The organism is Pseudomonas sp. Irchel 3A7 (assembly GCF_900187565.1).
GTDB lineage: Bacteria > Pseudomonadota > Gammaproteobacteria > Pseudomonadales > Pseudomonadaceae > Aquipseudomonas.
In genome coordinates this window covers 141,398-166,076 of record NZ_FYED01000003.1, presented here as the reverse complement: position 1 = coordinate 166,076, position 24,679 = coordinate 141,398, and the positions used below count along the sequence as shown (strand labels likewise).

General features: G+C 60.7%; 20 protein-coding genes. 16 read left to right on the top strand and 4 right to left on the bottom strand.

Going from position 1 to position 24,679, the window contains the following annotated elements; translation table 11 throughout:
- Positions 1–12: 12 nt before the first annotated feature.
- From CKW21_RS05670 to CKW21_RS05600, 15 genes are all read left to right on the top strand, one after another.
- Positions 13–1,182, top strand: coding sequence for an alginate biosynthesis protein Alg44 (locus CKW21_RS05670; protein WP_095193026.1), 1,170 nt, complete (start codon positions 13–15; stop codon positions 1,180–1,182).
- 9 nt (positions 1,183–1,191) lie between these two features.
- Positions 1,192–2,694, top strand: a complete 1,503-nt coding sequence (gene algK, locus CKW21_RS05665) for an alginate biosynthesis TPR repeat lipoprotein AlgK (protein ID WP_371917508.1) — start codon at positions 1,192–1,194, stop codon at positions 2,692–2,694.
- A complete protein-coding gene (locus CKW21_RS05660; protein ID WP_095193025.1) occupies positions 2,691–4,181 on the top strand; it encodes an alginate export family protein in 1,491 nt (496 codons plus the stop codon). Before algK ends, CKW21_RS05660 begins: the two co-directional genes overlap by 4 nt.
- A 26-nt stretch (positions 4,182–4,207) precedes the next feature.
- Positions 4,208–5,797: a mannuronan 5-epimerase AlgG gene (gene algG, locus CKW21_RS05655; RefSeq protein WP_095193024.1), complete on the top strand. Its 1,590-nt coding sequence runs from the start codon at positions 4,208–4,210 to the stop codon at positions 5,795–5,797.
- A 10-nt stretch (positions 5,798–5,807) separates the two neighbouring features.
- Entirely contained in the window at positions 5,808–7,259 is a 1,452-nt protein-coding gene (locus tag CKW21_RS05650) for an alginate O-acetyltransferase (protein WP_095193023.1), read from the top strand.
- Positions 7,260–7,267: 8 nt separating this feature from the next.
- Positions 7,268–8,380 carry a mannuronate-specific alginate lyase gene (locus tag CKW21_RS05645; protein WP_095193022.1) on the top strand — a complete coding sequence of 371 codons (1,113 nt, stop codon included), beginning with the start codon at positions 7,268–7,270 and terminating at the stop codon, positions 8,378–8,380.
- Positions 8,381–8,575: 195 nt separating this feature from the next.
- Positions 8,576–10,141 carry an MBOAT family protein gene (locus tag CKW21_RS05640; RefSeq protein WP_095193021.1) on the top strand — a complete coding sequence of 522 codons (1,566 nt, stop codon included), beginning with the start codon at positions 8,576–8,578 and terminating at the stop codon, positions 10,139–10,141.
- Positions 10,142–10,152: 11 nt separating this feature from the next.
- Entirely contained in the window at positions 10,153–11,328 is a 1,176-nt protein-coding gene (locus tag CKW21_RS05635; protein WP_095193020.1) for an alginate O-acetyltransferase, read from the top strand.
- A 17-nt stretch (positions 11,329–11,345) separates the two neighbouring features.
- Positions 11,346–12,002 (top strand): alginate O-acetyltransferase AlgF, encoded by a 657-nt coding sequence (locus CKW21_RS05630; RefSeq protein ID WP_095193019.1) that lies wholly within the window; start codon positions 11,346–11,348, stop codon positions 12,000–12,002.
- A gap of 188 nt (positions 12,003–12,190) precedes the next feature.
- On the top strand, positions 12,191–13,642 hold the full coding sequence (locus tag CKW21_RS05625) for a mannose-1-phosphate guanylyltransferase/mannose-6-phosphate isomerase (RefSeq protein WP_095193018.1): 1,452 nt from the start codon (positions 12,191–12,193) through the stop codon (positions 13,640–13,642).
- Between the two features lie 274 nt (positions 13,643–13,916).
- Entirely contained in the window at positions 13,917–14,381 is a 465-nt protein-coding gene (locus tag CKW21_RS05620) for a multidrug transporter (RefSeq protein ID WP_095193017.1), read from the top strand.
- 46 nt (positions 14,382–14,427) lie between these two features.
- Positions 14,428–15,252: an SDR family oxidoreductase gene (locus tag CKW21_RS05615; protein ID WP_095193016.1), complete on the top strand. Its 825-nt coding sequence runs from the start codon at positions 14,428–14,430 to the stop codon at positions 15,250–15,252.
- A gap of 118 nt (positions 15,253–15,370) precedes the next feature.
- Positions 15,371–15,766, top strand: a complete 396-nt coding sequence (locus CKW21_RS05610) for a DUF4440 domain-containing protein (protein ID WP_095193015.1) — start codon at positions 15,371–15,373, stop codon at positions 15,764–15,766.
- A gap of 216 nt (positions 15,767–15,982) precedes the next feature.
- Positions 15,983–17,251, top strand: coding sequence for a hypothetical protein (locus tag CKW21_RS05605; protein WP_095193014.1), 1,269 nt, complete (start codon positions 15,983–15,985; stop codon positions 17,249–17,251).
- Between the two features lie 51 nt (positions 17,252–17,302).
- Positions 17,303–18,046: a hypothetical protein gene (locus tag CKW21_RS05600; protein WP_095193013.1), complete on the top strand. Its 744-nt coding sequence runs from the start codon at positions 17,303–17,305 to the stop codon at positions 18,044–18,046.
- A 71-nt stretch (positions 18,047–18,117) separates the two neighbouring features.
- Here CKW21_RS05600 and CKW21_RS05595 read toward each other — a convergent pair whose 3' ends face one another.
- The 4 genes from CKW21_RS05595 to CKW21_RS05580 form a co-directional block, all read right to left on the bottom strand.
- The gene (locus CKW21_RS05595) at positions 18,118–18,981 is read right to left on the bottom strand and encodes an HlyD family secretion protein (protein WP_095193012.1); all 864 of its coding nucleotides are present in this window, start codon (positions 18,979–18,981) and stop codon (positions 18,118–18,120) included.
- Positions 18,982–18,991: 10 nt separating this feature from the next.
- A complete protein-coding gene (locus CKW21_RS05590; RefSeq protein WP_095193011.1) occupies positions 18,992–19,192 on the bottom strand; it encodes a DUF1656 domain-containing protein in 201 nt (66 codons plus the stop codon).
- The gene (locus CKW21_RS05585) at positions 19,182–21,380 is read right to left on the bottom strand and encodes an FUSC family protein (RefSeq protein ID WP_095193010.1); all 2,199 of its coding nucleotides are present in this window, start codon (positions 21,378–21,380) and stop codon (positions 19,182–19,184) included. The genes CKW21_RS05590 and CKW21_RS05585 overlap by 11 nt, the downstream gene beginning before the upstream one ends.
- Positions 21,381–21,524: 144 nt before the next feature.
- A complete protein-coding gene (locus tag CKW21_RS05580; RefSeq protein WP_095193009.1) occupies positions 21,525–23,024 on the bottom strand; it encodes an efflux transporter outer membrane subunit in 1,500 nt (499 codons plus the stop codon).
- A 181-nt stretch (positions 23,025–23,205) separates the two neighbouring features.
- Here CKW21_RS05580 and CKW21_RS05575 point away from each other — a divergent pair, with 181 nt between their 5' ends.
- Complete coding sequence (locus CKW21_RS05575; RefSeq protein WP_095193008.1) at positions 23,206–24,174, top strand: LysR family transcriptional regulator; 969 nt, start codon at positions 23,206–23,208, stop codon at positions 24,172–24,174.
- The last annotated feature ends 505 nt before the right edge of the window (positions 24,175–24,679 follow it).

The window sequence follows — 24,679 nt, the reverse complement described above, 5'->3', positions numbered from 1 at the left end:
GAAACCGCCCTTATGAATACCGCCGTCAACGCCAACGTAGTGCATGAATCCGAAGCCCAGCGCCAGCACGCCCGCGTGAAAATCCCGGCCAAGCTGCGTTTCTTCGGCCCCGACCGGACACCGGTCGAAGCGCGAGTGATCGACCTTTCCGCCGGTGGCCTGGCCTTCAACGCCGGGCAACTGCCGCTGAATATCGGCGATAAGTACAAGGCTCGCCTGCAATTCGTCATCGACAACCTTGGCCTGGCCATGGACGTGGAGCTGCTGGTGCGCTCCTACGATCGCCAGACCGGTCGTGCCGGCTGCCAGTTCCAGAACCTGGAACCGCAGGACATCTCGACCCTGCGTCACTTGATCACCTCTCACCTGGCCGGCGACATCGTCAGCATCGGCGAAGTGCTGGCGACCCTGCAGCGCGACAACTTCACCAAGGCGCGCAAGAACAAGGACGGCGGCCATGGCATGACCCCATTCGGGCGCCTGAAAGCCGTGACCTTCAGCCTGGGGATTTTCGTCGTCGGCCTGGCCGCATTCGGGTTCATTTTCAAGTCGGTGTACGGCATGTACTTCGTGAGCCACGCCCAGGCCGGCCTGGTCAGCGTGCCAGGCGTGAACATCACCATGCCCCGCGACGGCACCGTACAAAGCCTGGTGAAAGCCGACGGCGTGGCTGCCAAAGGCGCGCCGCTGGCGACCTTCAGCACCAGCATGCTCGACGTGCTCAAGGGCCATCTGGAAGACGATCAACTGGCACCGGCCAAGGTTGAAGAACTGTTCGGCAAGCAAATGACCGGCACCCTGACTTCGCCATGCGATTGCACCGTGTCGCAGCAAATGGTTGCCGACGGCCAATACGCCAGCAAGGGCGATGTGATCTTCCAACTGGTGCCGCGCAACACCGAAGCCAATGTCGAAGCCCGCTTCTCCTACCGCCAGTTTGGCGACGTGCTGCCAGGCACCGCCGTGCGCTTCCAGATCGCCGGTGAAGACAAGACCCGCACCGGCAAGATCGTCAGCAGCACCAGCCTGAAAAGCGCCGACCTGTCGTCCGACATCCGCGTGCTGATCCAGCCGGACGAAGCACTGGACAGTACCCTCGCCGGTCGCCCGGTGGAAGTAAACAGCGACCGCGGCCCGAACCTGAACTGGCTGATCGAAAAAGCCATGGCAGCTGGTCTGTAACCGGAGGACATGCCTGTGAGTATTCCTACCCTCAATACACCGCCGCCCCTGTGGGTGCGAGCCTGCTCGCGAAGCGGTCAACTCGGTTTGTCTGATGCACCGCGCCGCCTGCTTCGCGAGCAGGCTCGCTCCCACATGGGGTCTCTGTGTGCAGTGGCATTGGCAGTCAGCCTCGCCGGTTGCGCCGGCTTGCCCGATCAGCGCCTGGCCAACGAAGCCCTCAAGCGTGGTGACACCGCCACCGCCGCCGCGAACTATCAGCAACTGGCGGACCTGGGCTACAGCGAAGCCCAGGTTGGTCTGGCCGACCTTCAGGTCGACAGCCGCGACCCGGCGCAGATGAAACAAGCCGAAGCCACCTACCGTGCAGCGGCGAGTGTTTCGCCTCGTGCCCAGGCGCGTCTCGGTCGTCTGCTGGTGGCCAAGCCCGGTGCCACCGAAGCCGAACATCAAGAAGCCGAAGGTCTGCTGAAAAAAGCCTCCGCCGCCGGTGAAGGCAACACCCTGATCCCGTTGGCGATGCTGTACCTGCAATACCCGCACAGCTTCCCCAACGTCAACGCGCAACAGCAGATCAGCCAATGGCGCGCCGAAGGCAAGGCGGAAGCGGGTCTGGCGCAAGTGCTGCTGTACCGCACCCAGGGCACCTACGACCAGCATCTGGATGACGTGGAAAAGGTCTGCAAGGCCGCGCTCAACACCACCGACATCTGCTATGTCGAACTGGCCACGGTCTATCAGAAAAAGGCCCAGCCGGAACAACAGGCCGAGCTGATCAAGCAGATGCAGGCAGCGCACGCTCGCGGCACCGTCTCGGCTCAGCGAGTCGACAGCGTCGCCCGCGTACTGGCCGATTCGACCCTGGGACAGACCGACGAAAAAACCGCGCAGTCGCTGCTCGAACCCATCGCCCCGGGCTACCCGGCGTCGTGGGTCACCCTCGCACAGCTGATCTACGACTTCCCCGAACTGGGCGACGTCGACCAGATGATGGAGTACCTGGACAACGGCCGCGCCGCCGACCAGCCGCGCGCGGAACTGCTGCTGGGCAAGCTGTACTACGAAGGCAAGATGGTCCCGGCGGACGCCAAGGTCGCCGAAGAGCATTTCCAGAAAGCCGTCGGCCGCGAAGTCGCCGCCGATTACTACCTCGGCCAGATCTATCGCCGTGGCTACCTGGGCAAGGTCTATCCACAGAAGGCTCTCGACCATCTGCTGACCGCTGCGCGCAACGGCCAGAACAGCGCCGACTTCGCCATCGCCCAACTGTTTTCCCAAGGCAAAGGCACCAAGCCTGACCCGCTCAACGCGTACGTGTTCAGCCAGCTCGCCAAAGCCCAGAACACCCCGCAAGCCACCGAGCTTGCGCAAACACTCGAAGCCCAACTGCCGCCTGCGCAGCTGGCCGAGGCCCAGCGTCTGTTGAAACAGGAACAGGCGACCCGTGGTGCCTTGAGCCAGAACACTCCGCAACTGCAGGCCCTGCAAGAAGACGGCGAGGAATCCCTATGAAATTGAATCCATTCATGAAGGCCGGCATCGGCCTGACGTTCGCGCTTATCTGGTCGTGCCCGACACTGGCGGCGATGACTGAAGAAACCAAGAACTACGGCCTGGACGTGAAAATCACCGGCCAGTCCGAAGACGACCGTGACCTGGGCACCCAGAGCGGTGGCGACGTCAATGGCCTGGGTCTCGACCTGCGTCCGTGGGTCTATGGCGAGAGCGGCGCGTGGAGTGCCTACGCCATGGGGCAGGCCGTGACGTCCACCGACATCATCGAGACCGACACGCTGCAGGAGTCCGATAACGACGGTACCCAGACCACCGACAACGGTGATCGCAAGACCAAGAAAAACTACCTGGCGATGCGCGAGTTCTGGGTCGGCTACAGCGGCTTCACGCCCTACCCCGGCGAGATCCTGAAGTTCGGTCGCCAGCGCCTGCGCAACGACGACGGCCAATGGCGCGATACCAACATCGAAGCCTTGAACTGGACCTTCGACACCACCCTGCTGCGGGCCAACGCCGGTATCGCCGAACGCTTCAGCGAGTACCGCACCGACCTCAAAGAACTGGCGCCGAAAGACAAGGATCGCCTGCACGTCTACGCCGATACCGCGTATCAGTGGACGCCAGGCAACTGGGTCGGCATTCGGGGTCATCACACCCACGATGACGGCAAGCTCGATTACCCGACGCCGGGTGAACCCGGCGACTCGCTGGACAAGAAACAGAACGGCGACATCAGCTGGCTCGGCCTTACCGCCGACAGCGATGCCTACAACTGGCGCAACACCAATACCCTCAACTACTGGGGCAGCATCACCGGCATGAGCGGCGACCGCGACACGGTCAACCCGCTGAACGCCGATGGCACCGCGCCCGCACAAGCCAAGCGCAGCGGTGATGTCGACGGCTGGGCCACTGACCTGGGCGTGCGCCTGCGCCTCGATCCGCAATGGCAAGTCGGTGCGGCGTACGCCCGTGCCAGCGCCGATTACGAACAGAACGGCCTGGAAAGCAACCGCTCGAACTTCACCGGTACACGCTCGCGGGTACACCGTTTCGGCGAGGCCTTCCGCGGCGAAATGAACAACTTGCAAACCGCGACCTTGTTCGGTTCGTGGATGCTCAACGACGAATACGACGCCAGCCTGATCTACCACAAATTCTGGCGTGTCGACGGCAACAAGCCAGTCGGCAGCAACGGCATCGATGCCGTGCAGAACGACACCGACGACATCACCGGTGCCGTGCTGTCCAGCACCTCGCTGCCGCTGGCCGATGGCGAAAAAGACATGGGTCAGGAAATGGACCTGGTGGTCACCAAGTACTTCAAGCAAGGCCTGTTGCCGGCAGGGTTGAGCCAGTCGATCGACGAGCCTTCCGCCCTGGTGCGTTTGCGTGGTGGTGTGTTCAAGCCGGGCGATGCCTACGGCAAGGAAGTCGATTCGTATATGCACCGCGCGTTCATCGACGTGATCTGGCGCTTCTGATGCACATTGCGAAGGGAGTCTCCCAGATGAATCATCAAGCCCGAAAAGGCTCGATCAGCCTGTTGGCCGGCGCGATGCTGCTGGCCAGCGCGAGCGCCTTCGCCAATGTGGAGCCGGCTGCCCCTCAACAGGGCAAGCCGGCAACCATGGCCAAAGAACTGCAACAGGCCAAGACCTACACCGTCAGCAGCGCACCGACAGCGCCGCTGGAGCTGGCCCAGCCAAAACTGCCGGACGTCTCGGGCTACACCGCCGAGGCCGTCGCCGCGAAAATCGTGCGCAGCAAGGCCGGCAAAATCAGTGTGCGCCGGATGATGCAAGAGAACGCCCTGAAGGACTTCATCGGCGGCGACAACAAGATGGCCGAGTGGGTGGTGCGTCAGCACGGCATCCCGCAGGCGATCTTCATCGACGACGGCTACATGAACCTCAAGGACCTGGCGAAAAAACTGCCCAAGCAGTATTTCAGCGAAACCTCGCCGGGGGTGTTCCTTGCCAAATTGCCGATCGTAGTAGGTGAGAAAGGCATCCTGGAAATCGACAAGCAGACCCAGGAACTGCGTCTGTCCCAGGAGGCCGGTTCGTTCCTGGTCAACGATGGCCAGTTGTTTGTGCGCGACACCAAAATCACCGGCTGGCGCGAGAAGGACAACGGTCCTGCAACCTTTCGTTCGCCGAATGAATTCCGTCCGTTCCTGCTGGCCTGGGGCGGTACCCAGACCTACATCGCCAACAGCAAGATGGCCAGCTTCGGCTACGCCAACAGTAAGTCCTACGGCGTGAGTATTTCCCAGTACACGCCGAACATGGCCAAGGTGCTCAAGCGTCCTGAACCGACCGGCTGGATCGTCGGCTCCGAATTCTCGGACATGTGGTACGGCTTCTACTGCTACGAAACCCGCGACTTCGTGGTCAAGGGCAACACCTACAAAGACAACATCGTCTACGGCATCGACCCCCATGACCGCTCCCATGGCCTGGTCATCGCCGACAACACGGTGTTTGGTACCAAGAAGAAGCACGGGATCATTATTTCCCGTGAGGTCAACGACAGCTTCATCTTCAACAACCGCAGCTACGACAACAAGTTGTCCGGCATCGTGATCGACCGTAACAGCGTCAACAACATCATTGCCTACAACGAGATCTACCAGAACCACACCGACGGCATCACCCTCTACGAGAGTGCCGACAACCTGTTGTGGGGCAACAAGGTGCTCAGCAACCGTCGCCACGGTATCCGCATTCGTAACAGCGTGAACATTCGCCTCTACGAAAACGTCGCCATGGCCAACGGCCTGACCGGTGTCTACGGCCACATCAAGGACCTGACCAATACCGACCGCGACATCAAGCTCGATCCGTTCGACGCCCAGGTGTCGCTGATCGTGGTCGGTGGTGAACTCGCGGCCAACGGCAGCGGCCCGCTGTCCATCGACTCGCCACTGAGTGTCGAGCTGTATCGCGTGTCCATGCTCGCGCCGACCAAATCCAGCGGCATCAGCTTCTCGGGAATTCTCGGCGAGCGCCAGGATGAAATTCTCGACCTGCTGGTGCGCCAGCAGAAAGCCGTGCTGATCGACCCTGTCGAACGCCAGACCGAAATGCGGGACTGAGGATAATTTTATGCACCCACACTTGATCAAATTACTCAGCCTGTCGGCCCTGACGGCCGGCATTCTCGCCGCCAGCACCGGCGCGCGTGCCGATGAACCCCAGGCGCCGAAATTCTCGGCCGAACCGTGCTGCAGCCTGTGCCCGGCCGCCCACGACCCGAAGAATTACACCACCCGCTACCAGCAGAACTTCACCACGCTGGTGCAGGCTCAGGGTGACTGGCTGTTCCGTACGCAAGAGGACTTGCGCACCGAGTTCGACACCACCCCCGCCGGCTACAAACGCATGAAGCAATTGCACGATGCGTTCAAGAGCAAAGGCGTGGAACTGGTGATCGTCTACCAGCCGACCCGTGGCCTGGTGAACCGCAACAAGCTCAACCCGGCCGAAAAGGCCAGCTTCGATTTCGACAAGGCTCTGAAGAACTACAAGACCATGCTCGGCCGTTTCGCGCAGATGGGTTATGTAGTGCCGGACCTGTCGCCGCTGACCAACGAACAACTGCCTGAGACCCTGCCCGCCCACGACTTCTACTTCCGCGGCGACCAGCACTGGACTCCGTATGGCGCCCAGCGCACGGCAAAAGTCGTCGCCGAAAAGGTCAAGCAGATCCCGGCCTTCGCCGACATTCCCAAGCGCGAATTCGAGACCCATAAGTCGGGTCGCATGGGCAAGACCGGAACATTGCACAACATGGCCGGTCAACTCTGTGGCACCAGCTACGCGATCCAGTACATGGATCAATTCACCACCGAGCCCAAGGGCGAAGCGGGCGATGGCGATCTGTTCGGCGATTCCGGCAATCCGGAAATCACCCTGGTCGGCACCAGCCACAGCGGCAAGAACTACAACTTCGCCGGTTTCCTCGAAGAGGCCATCGGCGCCGACATTCTCAACGTGGCGTTCCCCGGCGGCGGCCTGGAAGGTTCGATGCTGCAATACCTGGGCAGCGACGAGTTCCAGAAGAACCCGCCGAAAATTCTCATCTGGGAATTCTCGCCGCTCTATCGCCTCGACCAGGAAACCATCTACCGCCAGATGATGGCGCTGCTGGACAACGGTTGCGAAGGCAAGGCCGCACAGATGTCCGGCAGCACCACCTTGAAACCGGGCAAAAACGAATTGATGGTCAACAGCAAAAACCTCGACCTGCGTAACAGCAGTCACCAGGTCGACATCCGCTTCGCCGATACCTCGGTGAAAACCCTGCAAGCCACCCTCTGGTACATGAACGGGCGCCACGAGGACATCAAGATCGACAAACCGGAAACCTCCGACACCGACGGGCGTTTCGCCTTCGAGTTGCGCACGGACGAAGACTGGGCCTCGCAGAATCTGCTGGCCGTCGAAATCCAGGGACCTGAAAAAGCAGGTGCCGCGCCGCAGAAAGTCGAAGCGAAAATCTGCAAACGCAACGTATTCCCGGGCGCTGAGCAACGTACCGCTTCAGCCGGGCAATGAGGTCTGCTATGCGAAATCCGAAACTTGCAACACTGACGCTTTTGAGCCTGGCGATGTTCGCCGGCGCGACTCAAGCGGCCGCGCCATTGCGTCCGCCTCAGGGCTACTTCGCGCCGATCGAGAAAGTCAAAACCGGCGACAAGAGCGAAGGCTGTGATGCCATGCCGACGCCGTACACCGGTTCGCTGCAGTTTCGCAGCAAGTACGAAGGCTCGGACAAGGCCCGTTCGACACTGAACGTGCAATCGGAAAAAGCCTTCCGCGACAGCACCGCCGACATCACCAAAATCGAGCGCGGCACCAGCAAGCGCGTGATGCAGTTCATGCGTGACGGTCGTCCGGAACAGCTGGAGTGCACCTTGAATTGGCTGACCGCCTGGGCCAAGGCCGATGCGTTGATGTCCAAGGACTTCAACCACACCGGCAAGTCCATGCGCAAATGGGCGTTGGGCAGCATGGCGTCGTCGTACATTCGCCTGAAGTTCTCCGACTCCCATCCGCTGGCCAACCATCAGCAGGAGTCGCAACTGATCGAAGCCTGGTTCAGCAAGATGGCCGATCAGGTGGTCAGCGACTGGGACAACCTGCCGCTGGACAAAACCAACAACCATTCGTACTGGGCTGCCTGGTCGGTGATGGCAACGTCCATCGCCACTAACCGCCGCGACCTGTTCGATTGGGCGGTGAAGGAATACAAGGTCGGCGTCAATCAGGTCGACGCCCAGGGCTTCTTGCCCAACGAACTCAAGCGTCAGCAACGCGCCCTCGCCTACCACAACTACGCCCTGCCACCGCTGGCGATGATCGCCAGTTTCGCCCAGGTCAACGGTGTGGATCTGCGCCAGGAAAACAACGGCGCCCTCAAGCGCCTGGGTGATCGCGTGCTGGCGGGGGTGAAAGACCCGGACGCGTTCGAGAAGAAGAACGGCAAGGAACAGGACATGACCGACCTGAAGGTCGACTCCAAATTTGCCTGGCTCGAACCGTTCTGCACGCTCTACACCTGCTCGCCGCAGGTGCTGGAGAAGAAGCACGAGATGCAACCGTTCAAGACCTTCCGCCTCGGGGGTGACCTGACCAAGGTCTACGACCCGGCAAACGAAAAAGGCAAAGGCTCGTAAGACAAATGCAATCCCTTGTGGGAGCGAGCCTGCTCGCGAATGCGGTCTGTCATTCACCAAAAATGTCGACTGGCACAACGCTTTCGCGAGCAGGCTCGCTCCCACAGTGAAGTGATGTTTGCCCTCCAGATTACTGTGGGGGGTTTGGGGGGGCCGTTGGCCCTTGACTGTTGATTCAAACAAGGAGAGATCGGGATGGTTTTTTCGTCCAACGTGTTCCTGTTTTTGTTCTTGCCGATCTTTCTCGGCTTGTACTACCTGAGCGGGCAACGCTATCGCAATTTGCTGCTGCTGATCGCCAGCTACATGTTCTACGCCTGGTGGCGTGTGGACTTCCTGGCGCTGTTCGCCGCCGTCACGCTGTGGAACTACTGGATCGGCCTGAAAGTCGGCGCCGCCGGGGTCAGGACCAAACCGGCCCAGCGCTGGCTGCTGCTCGGCGTGGTCGTCGACCTGTGCATCCTCGGCTACTTCAAGTACGCCAACTTCGGTGTCGACAGCATCAACGCCATGATGACCTCGGTGGGCCTGGAGCCGTTCATCCTGACCCACGTGCTGTTGCCGATCGGGATCTCGTTCTACATCTTCGAGTCCATCAGCTACATCATCGACGTCTACCGTGGTGACACCCCGGCGACCCGCAACCTGATCGATTTCGCGGCGTTCGTGGCGATCTTCCCGCACCTGATCGCCGGCCCCGTGTTGCGTTTTCGCGACCTCGCCGATCAGTTCAACAACCGTACCCACACCCTCGACAAATTCTCCGAGGGCTGCACACGGTTCATGCAGGGTTTCATCAAGAAGGTGTTCATCGCCGACACCCTCGCGGTGGTGGCCGACCATTGCTTCGCCCTGCAAAACCCGACCACGGGCGATGCCTGGCTTGGCGCACTGGCGTACACCGCGCAGCTGTACTTCGACTTCTCCGGCTACAGCGACATGGCCATCGGCCTGGGCTTGATGATGGGTTTCCGCTTCATGGAAAACTTCAAGCAGCCGTACATCAGCCAGTCGATCACCGAGTTCTGGCGGCGCTGGCACATCAGCCTGTCGACCTGGCTGCGCGACTACCTGTACATCACCCTGGGCGGCAACCGCAAAGGCACGCTGACGACCTATCGCAACCTGTTCCTGACCATGCTGCTCGGTGGCCTGTGGCACGGTGCGAACATCACCTACATCGTCTGGGGTGCGTGGCACGGCATGTGGCTGGCCATTGAGAAAGCCATCGGTCTGAACACTTCGCCGCGCAGCTTCAACCCGATCCGCTGGGCGCTGACCTTCCTGCTGGTGGTCATGGGCTGGGTGATTTTCCGTGCGGAAAACCTGCACGTGGCCGGTCGCATGTACGGCGCGATGTTCAGCTTCGGCGACTGGTCGCTGTCGGAACTCAACCAGGCCAGCCTCACTGGCCTGCAAGTGGCGACGCTGATCGTGGCCTACGTGACCCTGGCGTTCTTCGGCCTGCGCGACTTCTACAGCAATCAACAGCCAGAGAAGACCAAGCCTGCGGTGAATGTCGATGCGGATGGCCCGGCTGCCGCAACAGCCGGAACGATCAAGGCCGTGCCTGGGGATAACCCGGCCAGCATCCACCAGCCTGGCTACACCGTCGGCGTCGAAGCCCAGGTGCAACCGGCCTACTGGACCGCTGACTGGTCGCGCTACGTGATGCGCGCCCTGGTCCTGCTGTTGTTCATCGCCTCGATTCTCAAACTCTCGGCGCAAAGCTTCTCGCCGTTCCTTTACTTCCAGTTCTGAGGGATCTGACCATGACCCGCTCATTACGCATCTTCTACATCGCCCTGTTCCTGGTGACCCTGCTGGCCCTGGGCCTGTGGTCGGTTCGCAGCTTCCTGGGCTTCAGTACCAACGCCGATGCGACGGTGCTTAACGGCCGCTGGACCAAGGCCGTGGAAACGCACTACGACGACGAGTTCCCGATCAAGCGCCTGGGCACCAACCTCTGGGCGGCGCTGGACTTCAAACTGTTCAACGAAGGTCGTCCGGGCGTGGTGCTCGGTCGCGACCAATGGTTGTACAGCGATGAAGAGTTCCACCCGATCGTCAACGAAGAGCTGAACCTGCAAGGCAATTACGCGCTGGTCGAAGGCGTGCGCCAGACCCTGAAAAAGCAAGGCGTGCAACTGGTGATGGCAGTGGTGCCGGCCAAGGTACGCCTGTACCCGGAACACCTGGGCGAGGTTAAACCGGCCAGCATCCACGCCAACCTCTACAAGGATTTCCACCAGCGCCTGGCCGCCGACCGGATTCCTGCTCCTGATTTGCTGGGGCCATTGCAAGCGGCCAAACGCGACGGCAAGCAAGTGTTCCTGCGCACCGACACCCACTGGACTCCGGAAGGTGCCGAGATCGCCGCCAATCGCCTGGCCAAGACCATTGCCGACAAGTTCCCCTTGAGCGGTGACCCGCAAGACTTCGTCACCGAACCTGCGGAAAAAATTACCCACAAGGGCGACCTGCGTCTGTTCCTGCCGCTGGACCCGCTGTTCGAAAACCTGATGCCGGCGCAAGAGCCACTGCAAAAGCGCAACACCATAGCCGCTGGTGACCAACCGGCCGGTGACGACGCGCTGTTCGCCAACACCGAAGTGCCGGTCGCGCTGATCGGCACCAGCTACAGCGCCAACCCCAACTGGAATTTTGTGGGCGCGCTGAAACAAGCCCTGCGCAGTGACGTGGTCAGTTACGCCGAAGACGGCCACGGCCCGGTACTGCCGATGCTCAGCTACCTCAAAAGCGACGCTTTCAAGAACAGCCCGCCACAGGTGCTGATCTGGGAGTTTCCTGAACGCTATCTGCCTGTGAACAACGAAATCGGCGACGCCGACCCGCAGTGGGTCGCAGAGCTTAAACAAGCCGGCGCCCGCCAACAAAACGTAGCCGCAAACACTAAATCCGAGACGCCCGACCGGGCGCAAAACTGAAAGAGAGAGGTACTACCATGACTTTCACTACTACTCCTCGTCGTCTCGCCAAGACCTTTGCACTGGTTGCTGGTATGAGTGTGCTCTCGATGCAGGCCTTCGCCGCTGGCGACTCCGCGCTGTACGGCCCGACCGCCCCGAAAGGCTCGACCTTCGTGCGTGTCTACAACGCCGCCAACGCTGAAGTCAGCGCCACCGTCGGCAGCACCAACCTGAGCGAAGTCGCGCCACTGTCCAGCACTGACTTCAGCTTCATGCCGGGCGGCGACTACAGCGCCAAGGTCGGCAGCCAGACCCTGCCGGTGAAACTGGCCGGCGATCACTATTACACCCTGGTCAACAACGCCGGCGGCGCGCCGCAACTGATCGAAGAGCCGCCGTTCAAGAACAAACAGAAATCCCTGGTCCGCGTGCAGAACCTCAGCGACAAGGCACTGACCCTGAAGACCGCCGATGGCAAGACCGACGTAGTGCCGAACGTGGCCGCCAAGGGCCGTGGCGAACGTGAAATCAACCCGGTGAAAGTCAGCCTGGCGCTATACGATGGCGACAAGAAAGTCGGCGACGTGAAGCCGGTCGCCCTGGAGCGCGGTGAAGCGGCGGTGCTGTACGTCACCGGTAACGGCAGCAGCCTGTCGCCAGTCTGGGTGAAACGCCCGGTGTCGACGCGCTAACACATTTACCTGATTGACCCCTATCCCTGTGGGAGCGGGCTTGCCCGCGATGAGGCCCTTGAGACCGCCATCGCAGGCAAGCCAGCTCCCACAAGGACCGGGTCGTCAGTCCGGACACGGAACAAAAACAAGAGTGAAACGACACAGCGTTCGTAGCTCTAACCAAACGATTTTCAAGGAGTAACAACATGATTCCGGTGATCTTGTCAGGTGGTAGCGGCTCACGTCTTTGGCCGCTTTCCCGCAAGCAGTTCCCTAAGCAGTTCCTGGCCCTGACCGGCGAGCACACGCTGTTCCAGCAAACCCTGGAGCGCCTGGTCTTCGAAGGCATGGACACCCCGATCGTGGTCTGCAACAAGGACCACCGTTTCATCGTCAACGAACAACTGACCGCCCGCAAGCTGGAAACCCAGCGCATCCTGATGGAACCGTTCGGCCGCAACACCGCGCCGGCCGTGGCCCTGACCGCGATGATGCTGGTCAATGAAGGTCGCGACGAGTTGATGCTGGTACTGCCGGCCGACCACGTGCTGGAAGACCAGAAAGCCCTGCAACGTGCCCTGGCCCTGGCCACCGTTGCCGCCGAAAACGGTGAAATGGTGTTGTTCGGCGTACCGGCCACCAAACCGGAAACCGGCTACGGCTACATCAAGTCGACCAACGATTCGCTGTTGCCTGAAGGCGTCAGCCGTGTCTCGCACTTCGTCGAAAAACCCGACGTGAAACGTGCCACCGAGTTCGTCCAGTCCGGCGGCTACTTCTGGAACAGCGGCATGTTCCTGTTCCGCGCCAGCCGCTTCCTCGAAGAACTGAAAAAGCACGATCCGGACATCTACGACACCTGCCTGCTGACCCTGGAACGCAGCCAGCAAGATGCCGACAGCGTCAGCATCGACGAAGCCACCTTCGCCTGCTGCCCGGACAACTCCATCGACTATTCGGTGATGGAAAAAACCCGGCGCGCCTGCGTGGTGCCGCTGACCGCGGGCTGGAGCGACGTCGGCTGCTGGTCCTCGCTGTGGGAAGTGAATGAAAAAGACGCCAACGGCAACGTCACCAAAGGCGATGTGGTGGTCCAGGACAGCCGCAACTGCATGATCCACGGCAACGGCAAACTGGTATCGGTGATCGGCCTGGAAAACATCGTCGTCGTCGAAACCAAGGACGCCATGATGATTGCGCACAAGGATAAGGTCCAAGGCGTGAAACAGATGGTCAACACCCTCAACGAACAGGGTCGCAGCGAAACCCAGAACCATTGCGAAGTCTATCGTCCGTGGGGCTCCTACGACTCGGTGGACATGGGCGGGCGCTTCCAGGTCAAGCACATCTCGGTCAAACCGGGCGCGTGCCTGTCGCTGCAGATGCACCACCACCGTGCCGAGCACTGGATCGTCGTCAGCGGCACCGCCGAAGTGACCTGCGACGAGAACGTGTTCCTGCTGACCGAAAACCAGTCGACCTACATTCCGATTGCTTCGGTTCACCGCTTGCGCAACCCGGGCAAGATTCCACTCGAGATCATCGAAGTGCAATCGGGCAGCTACCTGGGTGAGGACGATATCGAGCGGTTCGAGGATATCTACGGGCGTACGACGCCAATCGAACGTGGGGTTTCGGTGAAGACCATCGCGCAGTAAGCCTCAAGCAAAACAAAAGCCCCCGCCCAGCCCGCTGCGTTCCCTATCCGCAGTGGGGTGGTCGGGGGCTTTTTTTGTCTGAGTTTTGTGTTGCTTCGGCTGGCCCCTTCGCGAGCAGGCTCGCTCCCACAGTGGTTTTGTGAACGCCACAGATCAACTGTGGGAGCGAGCCTGCTCGCGAAGGGGCCATAACATTCGCCACAAACTCTCGCCCATCGCCAACCTGCCCCGCGCTTAGGTACGATGGTCCTTCCATTCCCGAGGTTTGCGCGTCATGTTCATCGGCGTCCTGCTGGTCATCACCTGGCTGATCCTGTTGCTGCGCTATCCGGCCAAAGCCCTGCCCGTGTCCATGGCCGCCGCCGTGGGGCTGGGCATCGTCGCCACCTGGGTCATCTGGATGGACCACCGCGAACTCAAGCAACTCCAACGCCTGGAGCTGCGCATCAGCTACGCGCCGCAACACTGCCCCGCCGACCGCCCGCTGCAATTGACCATGAACAACGGCAACGACGTACCGCTGACCGAATTGCGTTGGCGGGTAGCCGCTTATGCGCCCGGCGATACGGTCAACCTCGCCGACAATCAATACGCTGCCCCCCGCTACCGTGGACCGGGCGAATTGCTGGCTGGTGGCAGCTGGGAAGACTGCTTGCCGCTACCGCCGCTACGCCCTGGCTACCGCCCGGAAACCCTGGAGTTTCGCGCCGAGCGTTTACAGGGTAGTTTTTCTGACTGAGCTTTCCCCAACCCGCTTTTCCCACTGATTGCACAAGGACCGCGCCATGCCTGTTGCATTGATTACCGGATGTTCCAGCGGCATCGGCCGCGCCCTCGCCGAGGCATTCAAAAGCGCTGGATACGAGGTCTGGGCCACTGCGCGCAAGGCTGAAGACGTGGCGGTGCTGAGCGCTGCCGGCTTCACCGGCGTGCGACTTGACGTCAACGACGGCCAGGCCCTTGAACAGTTGAGCGAACGGATCAGCCAGCAGCTTGGTGGCCTCGATGTGCTGATCAACAACGCCGGTTACGGCGCCATGGGGCCGTTGCTCGATGGTGGCGTGCAGGCGATGCAGCGCCAGTTCGAAACCAATGTCTTTTCCATCGTTGGCGTGACCCGCGCGTTGTTTCCGGTGCTGCGCCGGGCCAAAGGGATCGTGGTAAACATCGGCAGCGTGTCGGGGGTGCTGGTCACGCCGTTCGCTGGCGCCTACTGCGCGTCCAAAGCCGCCGTGCATGCCTTGAGCGATGCCTTGCGCATGGAACTGGCGCCGTTTGGCGTGCGGGTCATGGAAGTTCAGCCCGGCGCGATTGCCTCCAGTTTCGCCAAGAACGCCGGCTTTGAGGCCGAGCAGCTGATCAGCGAACAGTCGCCGTGGTTTGCGCTGCGTGAAGGCATTCGCGCGCGGGCCAAGGCGTCCCAGGACAACCCGACCCCGGCCAGCGAATTCGCCGCCGCTCTGCTCAAGGCCGTGCAGCAGAGCAAGCCGCCGCGGCTGGTACGGTTGGGTAATGGCAGTCGGGCGTTGCCGTTGATGGCGGGGTTGTTGCCTAAAGGCTTGCTGGAATCGGCATTGATGAAGCGGTTCGGGTTGCGAGGGCAACTTTGAGACCGAGTCGACACCTTCGCGAGCAGGCTCATTCCCACAGGGAAGCGCATTTCCAATGTGGGAGCGAGCCTGCTCGCGAAGGCGTCGAAACAGGCACTACTGAATTTCAGGAAACAACATGACCGACTTCAGCGAATACTTTGACGAAGTGATCCAGGCCCACGTAGCCATCGAAAAATGGCTGGCCGAGGAGCAGGATGCATCCGAACTCGAGCGCCTGCTGACCCGTTTTTCGCCGCAGTTTTCCATGGTCTCGCCCCTGGGCCGGGTGCTGGACTTCGACGCGCTTGAACAGCTGTTCATGCTGGCCGGCGGCAAGAAGCTCGGGTTTCGCATCCAACTCAGCGAGTTACGCGGCCTCGCATTGCACAACGGCGGCGCGACGGTCAGTTATCGGGAACAACAGACCGACGCCACGGGGTTGCATTCGGACCGCCGCTCGACCGTGGTGTTCGAGAAGCAGGCGGATGGCAAGGTGCTTTGGCGGCATTTGCAGGAGACTTTCTGCAGCTGAATGTCCCCACCCCCAAAGCCGCCAACCTTTAAAGTTTTCCCTGCCCTGTAAGATTAACTTTGTATGTCGCTCCCTTACAGGGCAATAGAAACATGCTCAAATATTCAATGCCCACCCGCCTCTCGCCAAGCCATTACCTGCCCTATAACTTGCCTGCCAGCCCATAAAGAAATGGGCTTGAACTTTCTGACTACCAAATTATAGAAAGGCAACAATATGGACGTTATCACTCACAACCAATTCTCTTTTTCAGTGCCTGGAGATCGTGACCCCGCGTTTGGCGAAAACGGTGTCATCAACTTATATAAACTTGACCACGAACTTGACCACGATCGGCATGTAAAAGGCATTCATGTGCTCGCAGACGACAAAATACTGGTCGGCGCATGGCTCGCCCGTGACTTGAAGGGCCTTTATGGCCTGGCACGATTCAACCCGGATGGCAGCCTTGACACCTCCTTCGCAGACAACGGTCTGGTACATGGCAACTTCCCCAATGGCTACGACTCAGCCGGTGGCAAGCTGGCGATACAGGCCGACGGATCCATCCTGATGCTGGGTTGGTCACGAAAAACAGACGTCTTCAGCCCCAAGCGCCTGGTGATCATCCGCTTCGACCAGCAGGGCACGATTGACCAAAGCTTTGGCGGGCAGGGATGCGTAATTATCGACAACAGTTCCCTGGGCGAACTGGTCAGCGACTCCAGTAACCTGCAATTACTCGAGGGCGGTAAAATGCTTGTCAGCGCCACTTACCACAATGGAGAGACTTCAACCGGCGAGATAATACTCGTGGACAGCAAGGGCAACCTCGATAAAAGCTTCAACGAAAGTGGCAGGCTGCAAATTAAACACCCATCTTTTTCCGAGACCTCGGCCAATGCTCTGCTAGTGCAGCAGGACGCTATTCTGGTCGCTGGAAGTGCACGCTCAGCAACTTGCGAAACACTTGGTTATATCGCACGTTATTCGCACACAGGCGAACTTGATAGCAACTACGGCAGCCTGGAGACTCCAGGTTTCTCGACGCTGACAATTCCGACTGGCACGGTGATCGTTCATGATCTGATCGACACTGGCGAAGGCAAGGTCGTCGGCGTTGGGCAGGCCAGCACCGCACAAAGAAACTGGGGGCTGTTGGTGGGTCTGGAATCTACCGGAAATCCACACCCGGCATTCAATAGTGGCCGGCCGGTGCTGACGTTATTCGATCCTGAACATGGCAACGAATGGGTCTGTGGCCATCGACAGGTCGACGGAAAAATTCTCGCTGCCGGAGGCTCCAAGCGCCTTTACGCCGCACGCTATCAGGCCGACGGTTTGATCGACCGCAGTTTCGGCCAATACGGCGCCATCGTGGAAGACGCCGAACTGGTCACGACTCCGGCCCAGCTTCAGATACAGGCCAACAGGCGGGTACTGCTGGCAGGCAACACGCTGGGAGTGGGTGGTGCGGTCGGTCATGTTTACGGCTATCGGGGTTGATCGGTCCCGGCAGCGAACATGGGATCAGTTCTTTTTCAAAAGGAATTTGAAATGACGAAACTTCTGAATATCAAAATGCACAACGTTGTAAACGGGATCAAGAAAGGTGTGCCTGTGACGCTCGGCTTCACCCTTGAAACCGATGGTGCTCCACCTCCCGTCGGATCACGCCTGCAATTCCGGACCTATGCGGATGTGACCCTGCTGCACGCCTCCATGCCGGTCAGTGGAGCGCAAATGATCAAGCCCCCCCATTCAGGGTTCAGCACCCTGACAATTACGCAGGCACAAACACAGGGATGGAATCCTGAACGTACGGTGACATTGACGTCCGATAAAAACCTGCCCGGATCATCGATCGCAGATTTATGCGGGATTGTTTATTACCAACCCACCTATGAGGAAGACTTCTACTGCCCGGTCCTGGCAATGAACATTGAGGAGCAGGATATTCAAGCCTCCCAGGTGTTCAAGGGTGAGTGGCAGGATCATCTGACCGGAGCCTGGATTTACAGTTATGACGTTGTCCTCAGGGCAACCAGGCATCCGTTCACTCAGTGGAAATTTTCCTGCGCCGGTTTGCCGTTGGGCACGAAAATTCATGCCAATCCCTGGCTGGAGGTGGCGCATGACGGTTCCGAAGGCGTGATTGAACTGTACACACCAGCAGGTGACCGGTATCTGCTGGAGCCAGGCAAGGATTTGAATGTCTCCATTCAACTTCTCTATCCGTTGGCAGCGGGGCAGGACCCCGCATTGCGCACCCTTCCAAATCTCGTGGCCTATCCACGCTGAGCCCCCACGAAAAACACCTCTATCCGCCCGGATAGAGGTGTCTGTTGACGTGGGCAGAACAAGAGCATTCTCTACTCGCCAGCCGCAGTCTTGACCACCACCGTACATGTGATCCCCGCCGCCAGGAGCACGCCTTCCGGCACTTCATCAATGTGAATCCGCACCGGCACCCGCTGCGCCAGACGCACCCAGTTGAACGTCGGATTCACGTCGGCGATCAGTTCGCGGCTTTCTGGATTGTCACGGTCGTAGATCCCCCGTGAAATGCTTTCCACATGCCCCTTGAGCACTTCGCCGCTCATCAGTTGCATGTCAGCCTTGTCGCCGACGCGCACGTAGGGCAGTTTGGTTTCTTCGAAGAAGCCGTAGACCCAGAACGAATTCATGTCGACCACGGCCATTTTCGCTTCGCCGATACGTGCATAGTCGCCGCGATGGACGTTGAGGTTGGTCACGTAACCGTCCACCGCCGCACGGACTTCAGTGCGCCTGAGGTTGAGTTCGGCGGCTTCGAGTTGCGCCTGGGCCTGTTGGTAATCGGCCAGCGCCGAGTCGGCGATGTTGCTGGCGTCGTCGCGGTTTTCTTTGGAGATCACCAGATTGTCCAGGTCCGCGCGGCGATGGGCGTTGACCTTGCGCATCTCCCATGTGGCCTTGCGCGAGGCCACCAGCGACTGTGCCTGTTTGACCGCGAGGCGGTAGTGCTCGGGGTCGATCTGCATCAACAGGTCGCCCTTCTTCACCAACTGGTTGTCACGCACCGGCACGTTTACCACTTCGCCGGTGACGTCGGCGGCGACGTTGATGATATCGGCGCGTACCCGACCGTCACGGGTCCACGGCGTCTGCATGTAATGCACCCAGAGGGTGCGGCCGATCCATATCGCCAGGGCCAATACCAGCAGGGTGGCGAGCAGGCTGAAAAGCTTTTTCATCAGGGCATTCTCAGTGGTAGACAGTCAGCGCCAAAGCGCCGAACAGACAGGTAAACAGACTCAGGCGAAGCAGTGCCGGGTGCCAGAAGAAGCGGTACAGGTCGAACCCGGAGAAAAACCGGTCAAGCGCCCAGGCCAGTGCCGCGGCTATCAGAAACATCAGGGTCATGGTGGGCATGTACACGCCGTGGAAGGCGATTTCACGGGGCATGGTCAAGTCCTTGGGGCCGGGCGGTGACGGGGGCATAGCTGGACAACGGCGACTGCGGGTCCAGCAGCGAGGTGCGGATGAAGTGCAGATAGCTTTTCACCCGACGCAATGCCGAAGTATCGAAGTGCGGGGCAAAGGGTTCGTCGGTGGCCTGCACACGGCTGATCGCGTGGTCGACCGCGATCAATGCGCGTTCCAGATTGCTCTGTCCCGGCTGCAGAAACAGCCGCACCAGCGCGCGGCCCATGACGCGGATCGACTGGCGCCATGGCTGGGATTGGGCATAGGCAGGGTGCACCGGCAGAATCGCTTGTTCCTTGCGCAACTCGATGATGGCGTGGCCGACTTCCAGCACCACGAACATCCAGCGCAGCAGATCACGCTGCACCTGCGGCTGCCCCGCCGCGAAGCCGTAGGCCTGATGCACCAGGTCGCGGGTGCGGCTTTCGAAACTCGACGCCAGGCCCTTGAGTTTGCCGCTGATGGCATACACCACCTGGCCGCGCAGGTCCTGCTCCAGCCGCCGCCATAACCAGCGGCTGTTGGGCGGCAGAATGATCGCCCCCGCCGCCGCGCACACCAGCATGCCCAGCACCATGGCGATGTAGTCGTTGATAAAGGTGTAGGGGTTGTAGACCGTGAGATTGTCCGGCACCGAACCGATACTGAAGAAGATCAGCAAGCCCACCCCGACCCCGGCATATTGCGGGCGCGATGCGAGAAACGCGCCGAGCACGAAGACCGGCGCGAGCATCACACACAGCAAGGGGAAGCCGTCGATCCACGGGAAGATGAAGAACATCTCGACGAAACCGATCACGGCCCCGAGCAAGGTGCCGCAAGCCATCTGGAACGCCATGCGCTTGGGATTCGGCGTCGCGGCGGACAGGCCCACGGTGGCGGCGGCGATCAGGGTCATGGTCGCCCCGCTCGGCCACGCCGTGGCCACCCAGTAGCTGCCCAGCACCAGCAGAATGAAAGACGCACGAATCCCCGACGCCGCGGCCGCCAGCCAGTTGGTTTGCGGGGTGAACGGTTCGTCCCAACGCTCGCGCTCATGGCTGTGATCCGCCAGGGACGCGTGGGTCTGTGCATAACTGTGCAAGTCGTCGACGAAGCGATAGAGCAATTCGTAGGCGGTGTGAAAATCCAGTTGCTCAGCGTCGCTCGGATTGTTCTCCTGGAAAACCGCCCGCAGACTGCGCACCCGCGCCGGCAAACCTTGCTTGTAGGCCGTCAGGGCCGTGACCAGTCGTGCTGCATCGGCGCTGGTGAGGGCACGACCGCTGTAGCCGTCGAGCAACTCGGCCAGATCCTGCAAACCCGGTTTGATCGCACCCTCCACGTGATCGGCACCGTTGCTGCGCAGGCGCTCGAGCAACTGATGCAAGGCATTAAAGCGGGTGGTAATGCCCATGAACTCGCTGTTAAGGCGACTGAGCCGACCGTTGCGTCGACGCATATGCGGGTCTTCAAACACGGTGACACTGCGCAAGCTTTCCAGACCCACCGTCTCAGCGATGAAGCGCACGTTGCTGGCTTCGAATGCCTCGCGTTTACTGCGGCCGCGCAAGCCGTCCGTCACGAACAAGGCGAACACACCGAAGCGCTGGTACAAAGCGTTGCGCATCGCGGCACTGGCGGTTTGCGGCAGGATCGCGGCGCTGACCAGGGTCGAGCAGAGAATCCCCAGGGAGATTTCCAGCACCCGCCAGACCGCCATCATGAACGCGCCATCGGGATGCGCCAGCGCCGGCAATCCGACCATCGCCGCGGTGTAACCGGCCAGTACAAAACCGTAGGCGCGGAAGTTGCGACTGCGCGCCGCGCCCGCCGAGCAAATGCCGACCCAGATCGCCAGCGAGCCGAGAAACAGCTCGGTGTTCTGCGCGAACAAGGCAATCAGCGCCACCATCACCGCTGAGCCGGCCAGGGTGCCAAGGAAGCGATAGAAACTCTTGGCGAACACCTGGCCGCTTTGCGGCTGCATGACGATGAACACGGTGATCATCGCCGTGCGCGGTTGCGGCAACTCCAGGCGCATGGCCAGCCAGAGCGTGAGGAACGCCGCAATCAGTACCTTGAAAATGTACACCCAGGTCACGCCGTCGCTGCGCGTCCAGTCGAAGAAACCCCGGCGCCATTCAAGGGAATACAGCCAGCGCAAAGGTGCGGGCAAGGGCATCATGAAATCCTGCTCATTGGTCGAAAAGTGTGCGACGAATTGGACCTTGTGGGAGCGAGCCTGCTCGCGAAAGCGGCGTGCCAGGCGACATCATCATTGACTGATAAGGCCTCTTCGCGAGCAGGCTCGCTCCCACAGGGATTGTGTTCAACGTAAAAGAACCGGGGTTTTCGGTGCTGCGGTCTGGCGGTCTTCGGGCACGTCGTAGCCTGCACCGAGCCCGCCACCGAGCGCCGTCACCAGCCCGGCATGGGCACTCAGCCGCGCGGCCTGGACCTGCTGCTGAACTTGCTGCTGCTTGAACAGCAGGTTCTGGGCGTTGAGTACGTTGAGGTAATCGGTGAGCCCGCGCTGGTAGGCGATCATCGCGATGTCATAGGTTTTCTGCGCGGTAGCCACCGACTCGGCCGCGAAGGTTTGCTGCTTGTCCATGGACTCGCGACGGATCAACTGATCGGAGATGTCTTTCAGCGCATTGATCAGGGTCTGGTTGTACCTGGCCACCGCGATGTCATAACCGGCCGAGGCTTCGCCCAGCTGCGCACGCAACCGGCCGCCGTCGAAAATCGGCAGGGAAATCGCCGGTCCCACGCTGTAGTTGAGTTTCCTGCCAGTCAAAAACTCCAATGCCCCGCCGCCGGTGGCCATGTAGCCGAGGCTGCCGACCAGGTCGACATTGGGGTAGAAACCGGCATGCGCCACATCGATGCCCCGGGCCTGGGCCGCCACTTGCCAGCGGCTGGCGACCACGTCCGGCCGTTGACCGAGCAACTGCGCCGGCAATGACGACGGCAGCTTCAGCGCCGCGCCCAGCGACAGCGTCGGCCGCTGCAATTTCGCGCCCTCCCCCGGTCCCTTGCCCGCAAGCGCAGCCAGCTGATTGCGGCTCAAGGCAATTTCTTCATCCAGTGCATCGATCTGCCGGTGGGTTTCCGGTAAAGGCGTTTCGGCCTGGCTGACCTCGAAATGGGTGCCGATGCCGCCGTTCAAGCGTTTTTGCGCCAGATCAAGGATCTGCTGTTGCTGCTTGAGGGTCGCCTCGACAATGTCCCGCTGCGCGTAATGCAGCGAGAGCTCGATGTAGACGCGCACGATGTTGTTCTGCAATTCGAGCTGCGCCTGGCGCGCTTCGGCGACGGTCATGTGGGCCATGTCCACGGCGCGTTCGGTGGTGTTGCTTTCGCGCCCCCAGAGATCGAGGGCGTAACTGAAACCCAGCGCGGCGTTGTTATCCCAGGTGGTGCTGTTGGCCAGATCACCCGGACCATAGAACTGATCGGTGGGCCAGTTGTGGCGCTTGAGCGTGGATTGACCGTTGATCTGCAACGCTTCGGCCGCTTTGGCGACACCGGCCATGGCCTTGGCCTGCCGTACCCGCGCAGCGGCCATGGCCAGGGACGGGCTGCCTTGCACGGCGAGTTCGATCCAATGGTTCAGTTGCGGGTCGCCATAAGCCTGCCACCATTGGGCGGTGGGCCAATGAGCATCCTGCGCGGCGCTCTGGATGGCCTCGTCGGTGGCCAGGGAATCGGCCTCCAGCGTCTTGCCCTGCGGGGCAATACCTCCGGTTCCGATGCAGCCGCTGATGACCAGGGTTAAAGCCAGAATACTGAGCGGCTCAAGCGCTCTGCTGATGCGACGCGGCACTGCTGAAGATTCCTGAGGAGGGGAGGTACAACGATCGGCGCAATTCTATGGGGCGACCGGAATGGCGATAAGCTGGGATTCCTGTGAATCTTTGTTACCGTTAACGCGATAATCCTTAAGTCTGGGGTCTCAGATCCTGAAACTTCGTGTCACAATTTGCCATCGAACCCGAGAGCACCCCATGGACACTTTGCAAAACATGCGCGCCTTCAGTTACGTGGCCGAGGCCGGCAGCTTCACCGCTGCCGCCGTGCAACTGGACACCACCACGGCCAACGTCTCGCGCGCGGTCTCCAACCTGGAAGCCCACCTGCAAACCCGTCTGCTCAACCGAACGACCCGACGCATTGCCCTGACCGAAGCCGGCAAACGCTACCTGCTGCGCTGCGAGCAAATCCTGGCTTATGTCGAAGAAGCCGAGGCCGAAGCCAGCGACGCCCATGCGCGGCCGGCCGGCCAGCTGAAAGTGCACACCATGACCGGCATCGGCCAGCACTTCGTGATCGACGCCATCGCCCGCTACCGCAAGACCCACCCGGACGTGACCTTTGACCTGACCATGGCCAACCGCGTGCCGGACCTGCTGGACGAGGGTTACGACGTTTCCATCGTGCTCGCCAGCGAACTGCCGGACTCGGGCTTCGTTTCCCAACGCCTTGGCATCACCTACAGCATCGTTTGCGCCTCCCCCGCCTACGTCAAAGCCAACGGCTGCGCACAAAAACCCAGCGACCTGCTCAACCACGCCTGCCTGCGCCTGGTCAGCCCCGTCATCCCCCTGGAAAAATGGGCCTTCGACGGCCCCGATGGCCAGGAAATGGTCACCATCAACAGCTCACCGTTCCTGGTGAACTCGGCCGACGCGATGAAAACCGCGATCACCAGCGGCATGGGCGTTGGCGTACTGCCGCTGTATGCGGCGATTGACGGCCTGCGCAACGGCTCGCTGGTGCGCGTCATGCCCAAATACCGCTCGCAGGAGCTGAACCTGTACGCGATCTACCCGTCGCGCCAGTACCTGGATGCGAAAATCAAGACCTGGGTGGAATACCTGCGTGGATCGTTGCCGGAGCTGTTGGCGGCGCATCAGGCGGAATTGGCGGCTTACGAACTGAGCGGCAGCCTGGCGGGGGCGCGGGTGGCGAATTGATTGTCTGAGCCCTTGTGGGAACGAGCCTGTCGCGAAGGCGATTTCACATTCAACATCTATGCAATCAGGTAGATCGCTTTCGCGAGCAGGCTCGCTCCCACAGTTGGATCCGGCGAATGTCCGAGAGATATTGGTCGGCTGTCAGGCCGCCATCGCGGGCAAGCCCGCTCCCACAGAAGAGCAAAAGCAAATCGGTGAACACCCGCCCCGCTCTTCACCACTCATCAGGTCGAGCGTTAGCTCGCCTTCAGCTTTTGATCTTGATCCACCCGCCCCTTCGGGAGGCTGAGTGGAGGCGTTCATCCGGGGATTGGCGCGCAGCGCCGTTCGACGCAGTCGAACCCATCGCATGTAGGTGCCAGCGAAGCCAACCGGAGGGCGATGCCCCCGGATGAATGCCGGAGCGAAGGAACCCCGAGCCTTGGCGAGGGGCCGGACGCCGGGGCGAGCGTTTTTTTGCTTACTTTTTTGAGGCGTTTGTCAAAAAAGTGAGTCGCCGTAAGGG

Coding starts and splice junctions, on each gene's coding strand:
- CKW21_RS05670 (WP_095193026.1), top strand. CDS start 13: ATGAATACCGCCGTCAACGCCAACGTAGTGCATGAATCCGAAGCCCAG.
- algK (WP_371917508.1), top strand. CDS start 1,192: ATGCCTGTGAGTATTCCTACCCTCAATACACCGCCGCCCCTGTGGGTG.
- CKW21_RS05660 (WP_095193025.1), top strand. CDS start 2,691: ATGAAATTGAATCCATTCATGAAGGCCGGCATCGGCCTGACGTTCGCG.
- algG (WP_095193024.1), top strand. CDS start 4,208: ATGAATCATCAAGCCCGAAAAGGCTCGATCAGCCTGTTGGCCGGCGCG.
- CKW21_RS05650 (WP_095193023.1), top strand. CDS start 5,808: ATGCACCCACACTTGATCAAATTACTCAGCCTGTCGGCCCTGACGGCC.
- CKW21_RS05645 (WP_095193022.1), top strand. CDS start 7,268: ATGCGAAATCCGAAACTTGCAACACTGACGCTTTTGAGCCTGGCGATG.
- CKW21_RS05640 (WP_095193021.1), top strand. CDS start 8,576: ATGGTTTTTTCGTCCAACGTGTTCCTGTTTTTGTTCTTGCCGATCTTT.
- CKW21_RS05635 (WP_095193020.1), top strand. CDS start 10,153: ATGACCCGCTCATTACGCATCTTCTACATCGCCCTGTTCCTGGTGACC.
- CKW21_RS05630 (WP_095193019.1), top strand. CDS start 11,346: ATGACTTTCACTACTACTCCTCGTCGTCTCGCCAAGACCTTTGCACTG.
- CKW21_RS05625 (WP_095193018.1), top strand. CDS start 12,191: ATGATTCCGGTGATCTTGTCAGGTGGTAGCGGCTCACGTCTTTGGCCG.
- CKW21_RS05620 (WP_095193017.1), top strand. CDS start 13,917: ATGTTCATCGGCGTCCTGCTGGTCATCACCTGGCTGATCCTGTTGCTG.
- CKW21_RS05615 (WP_095193016.1), top strand. CDS start 14,428: ATGCCTGTTGCATTGATTACCGGATGTTCCAGCGGCATCGGCCGCGCC.
- CKW21_RS05610 (WP_095193015.1), top strand. CDS start 15,371: ATGACCGACTTCAGCGAATACTTTGACGAAGTGATCCAGGCCCACGTA.
- CKW21_RS05605 (WP_095193014.1), top strand. CDS start 15,983: ATGGACGTTATCACTCACAACCAATTCTCTTTTTCAGTGCCTGGAGAT.
- CKW21_RS05600 (WP_095193013.1), top strand. CDS start 17,303: ATGACGAAACTTCTGAATATCAAAATGCACAACGTTGTAAACGGGATC.
- CKW21_RS05595 (WP_095193012.1), bottom strand. CDS start 18,981: ATGAAAAAGCTTTTCAGCCTGCTCGCCACCCTGCTGGTATTGGCCCTG.
- CKW21_RS05590 (WP_095193011.1), bottom strand. CDS start 19,192: ATGCCCCGTGAAATCGCCTTCCACGGCGTGTACATGCCCACCATGACC.
- CKW21_RS05585 (WP_095193010.1), bottom strand. CDS start 21,380: ATGATGCCCTTGCCCGCACCTTTGCGCTGGCTGTATTCCCTTGAATGG.
- CKW21_RS05575 (WP_095193008.1), top strand. CDS start 23,206: ATGGACACTTTGCAAAACATGCGCGCCTTCAGTTACGTGGCCGAGGCC.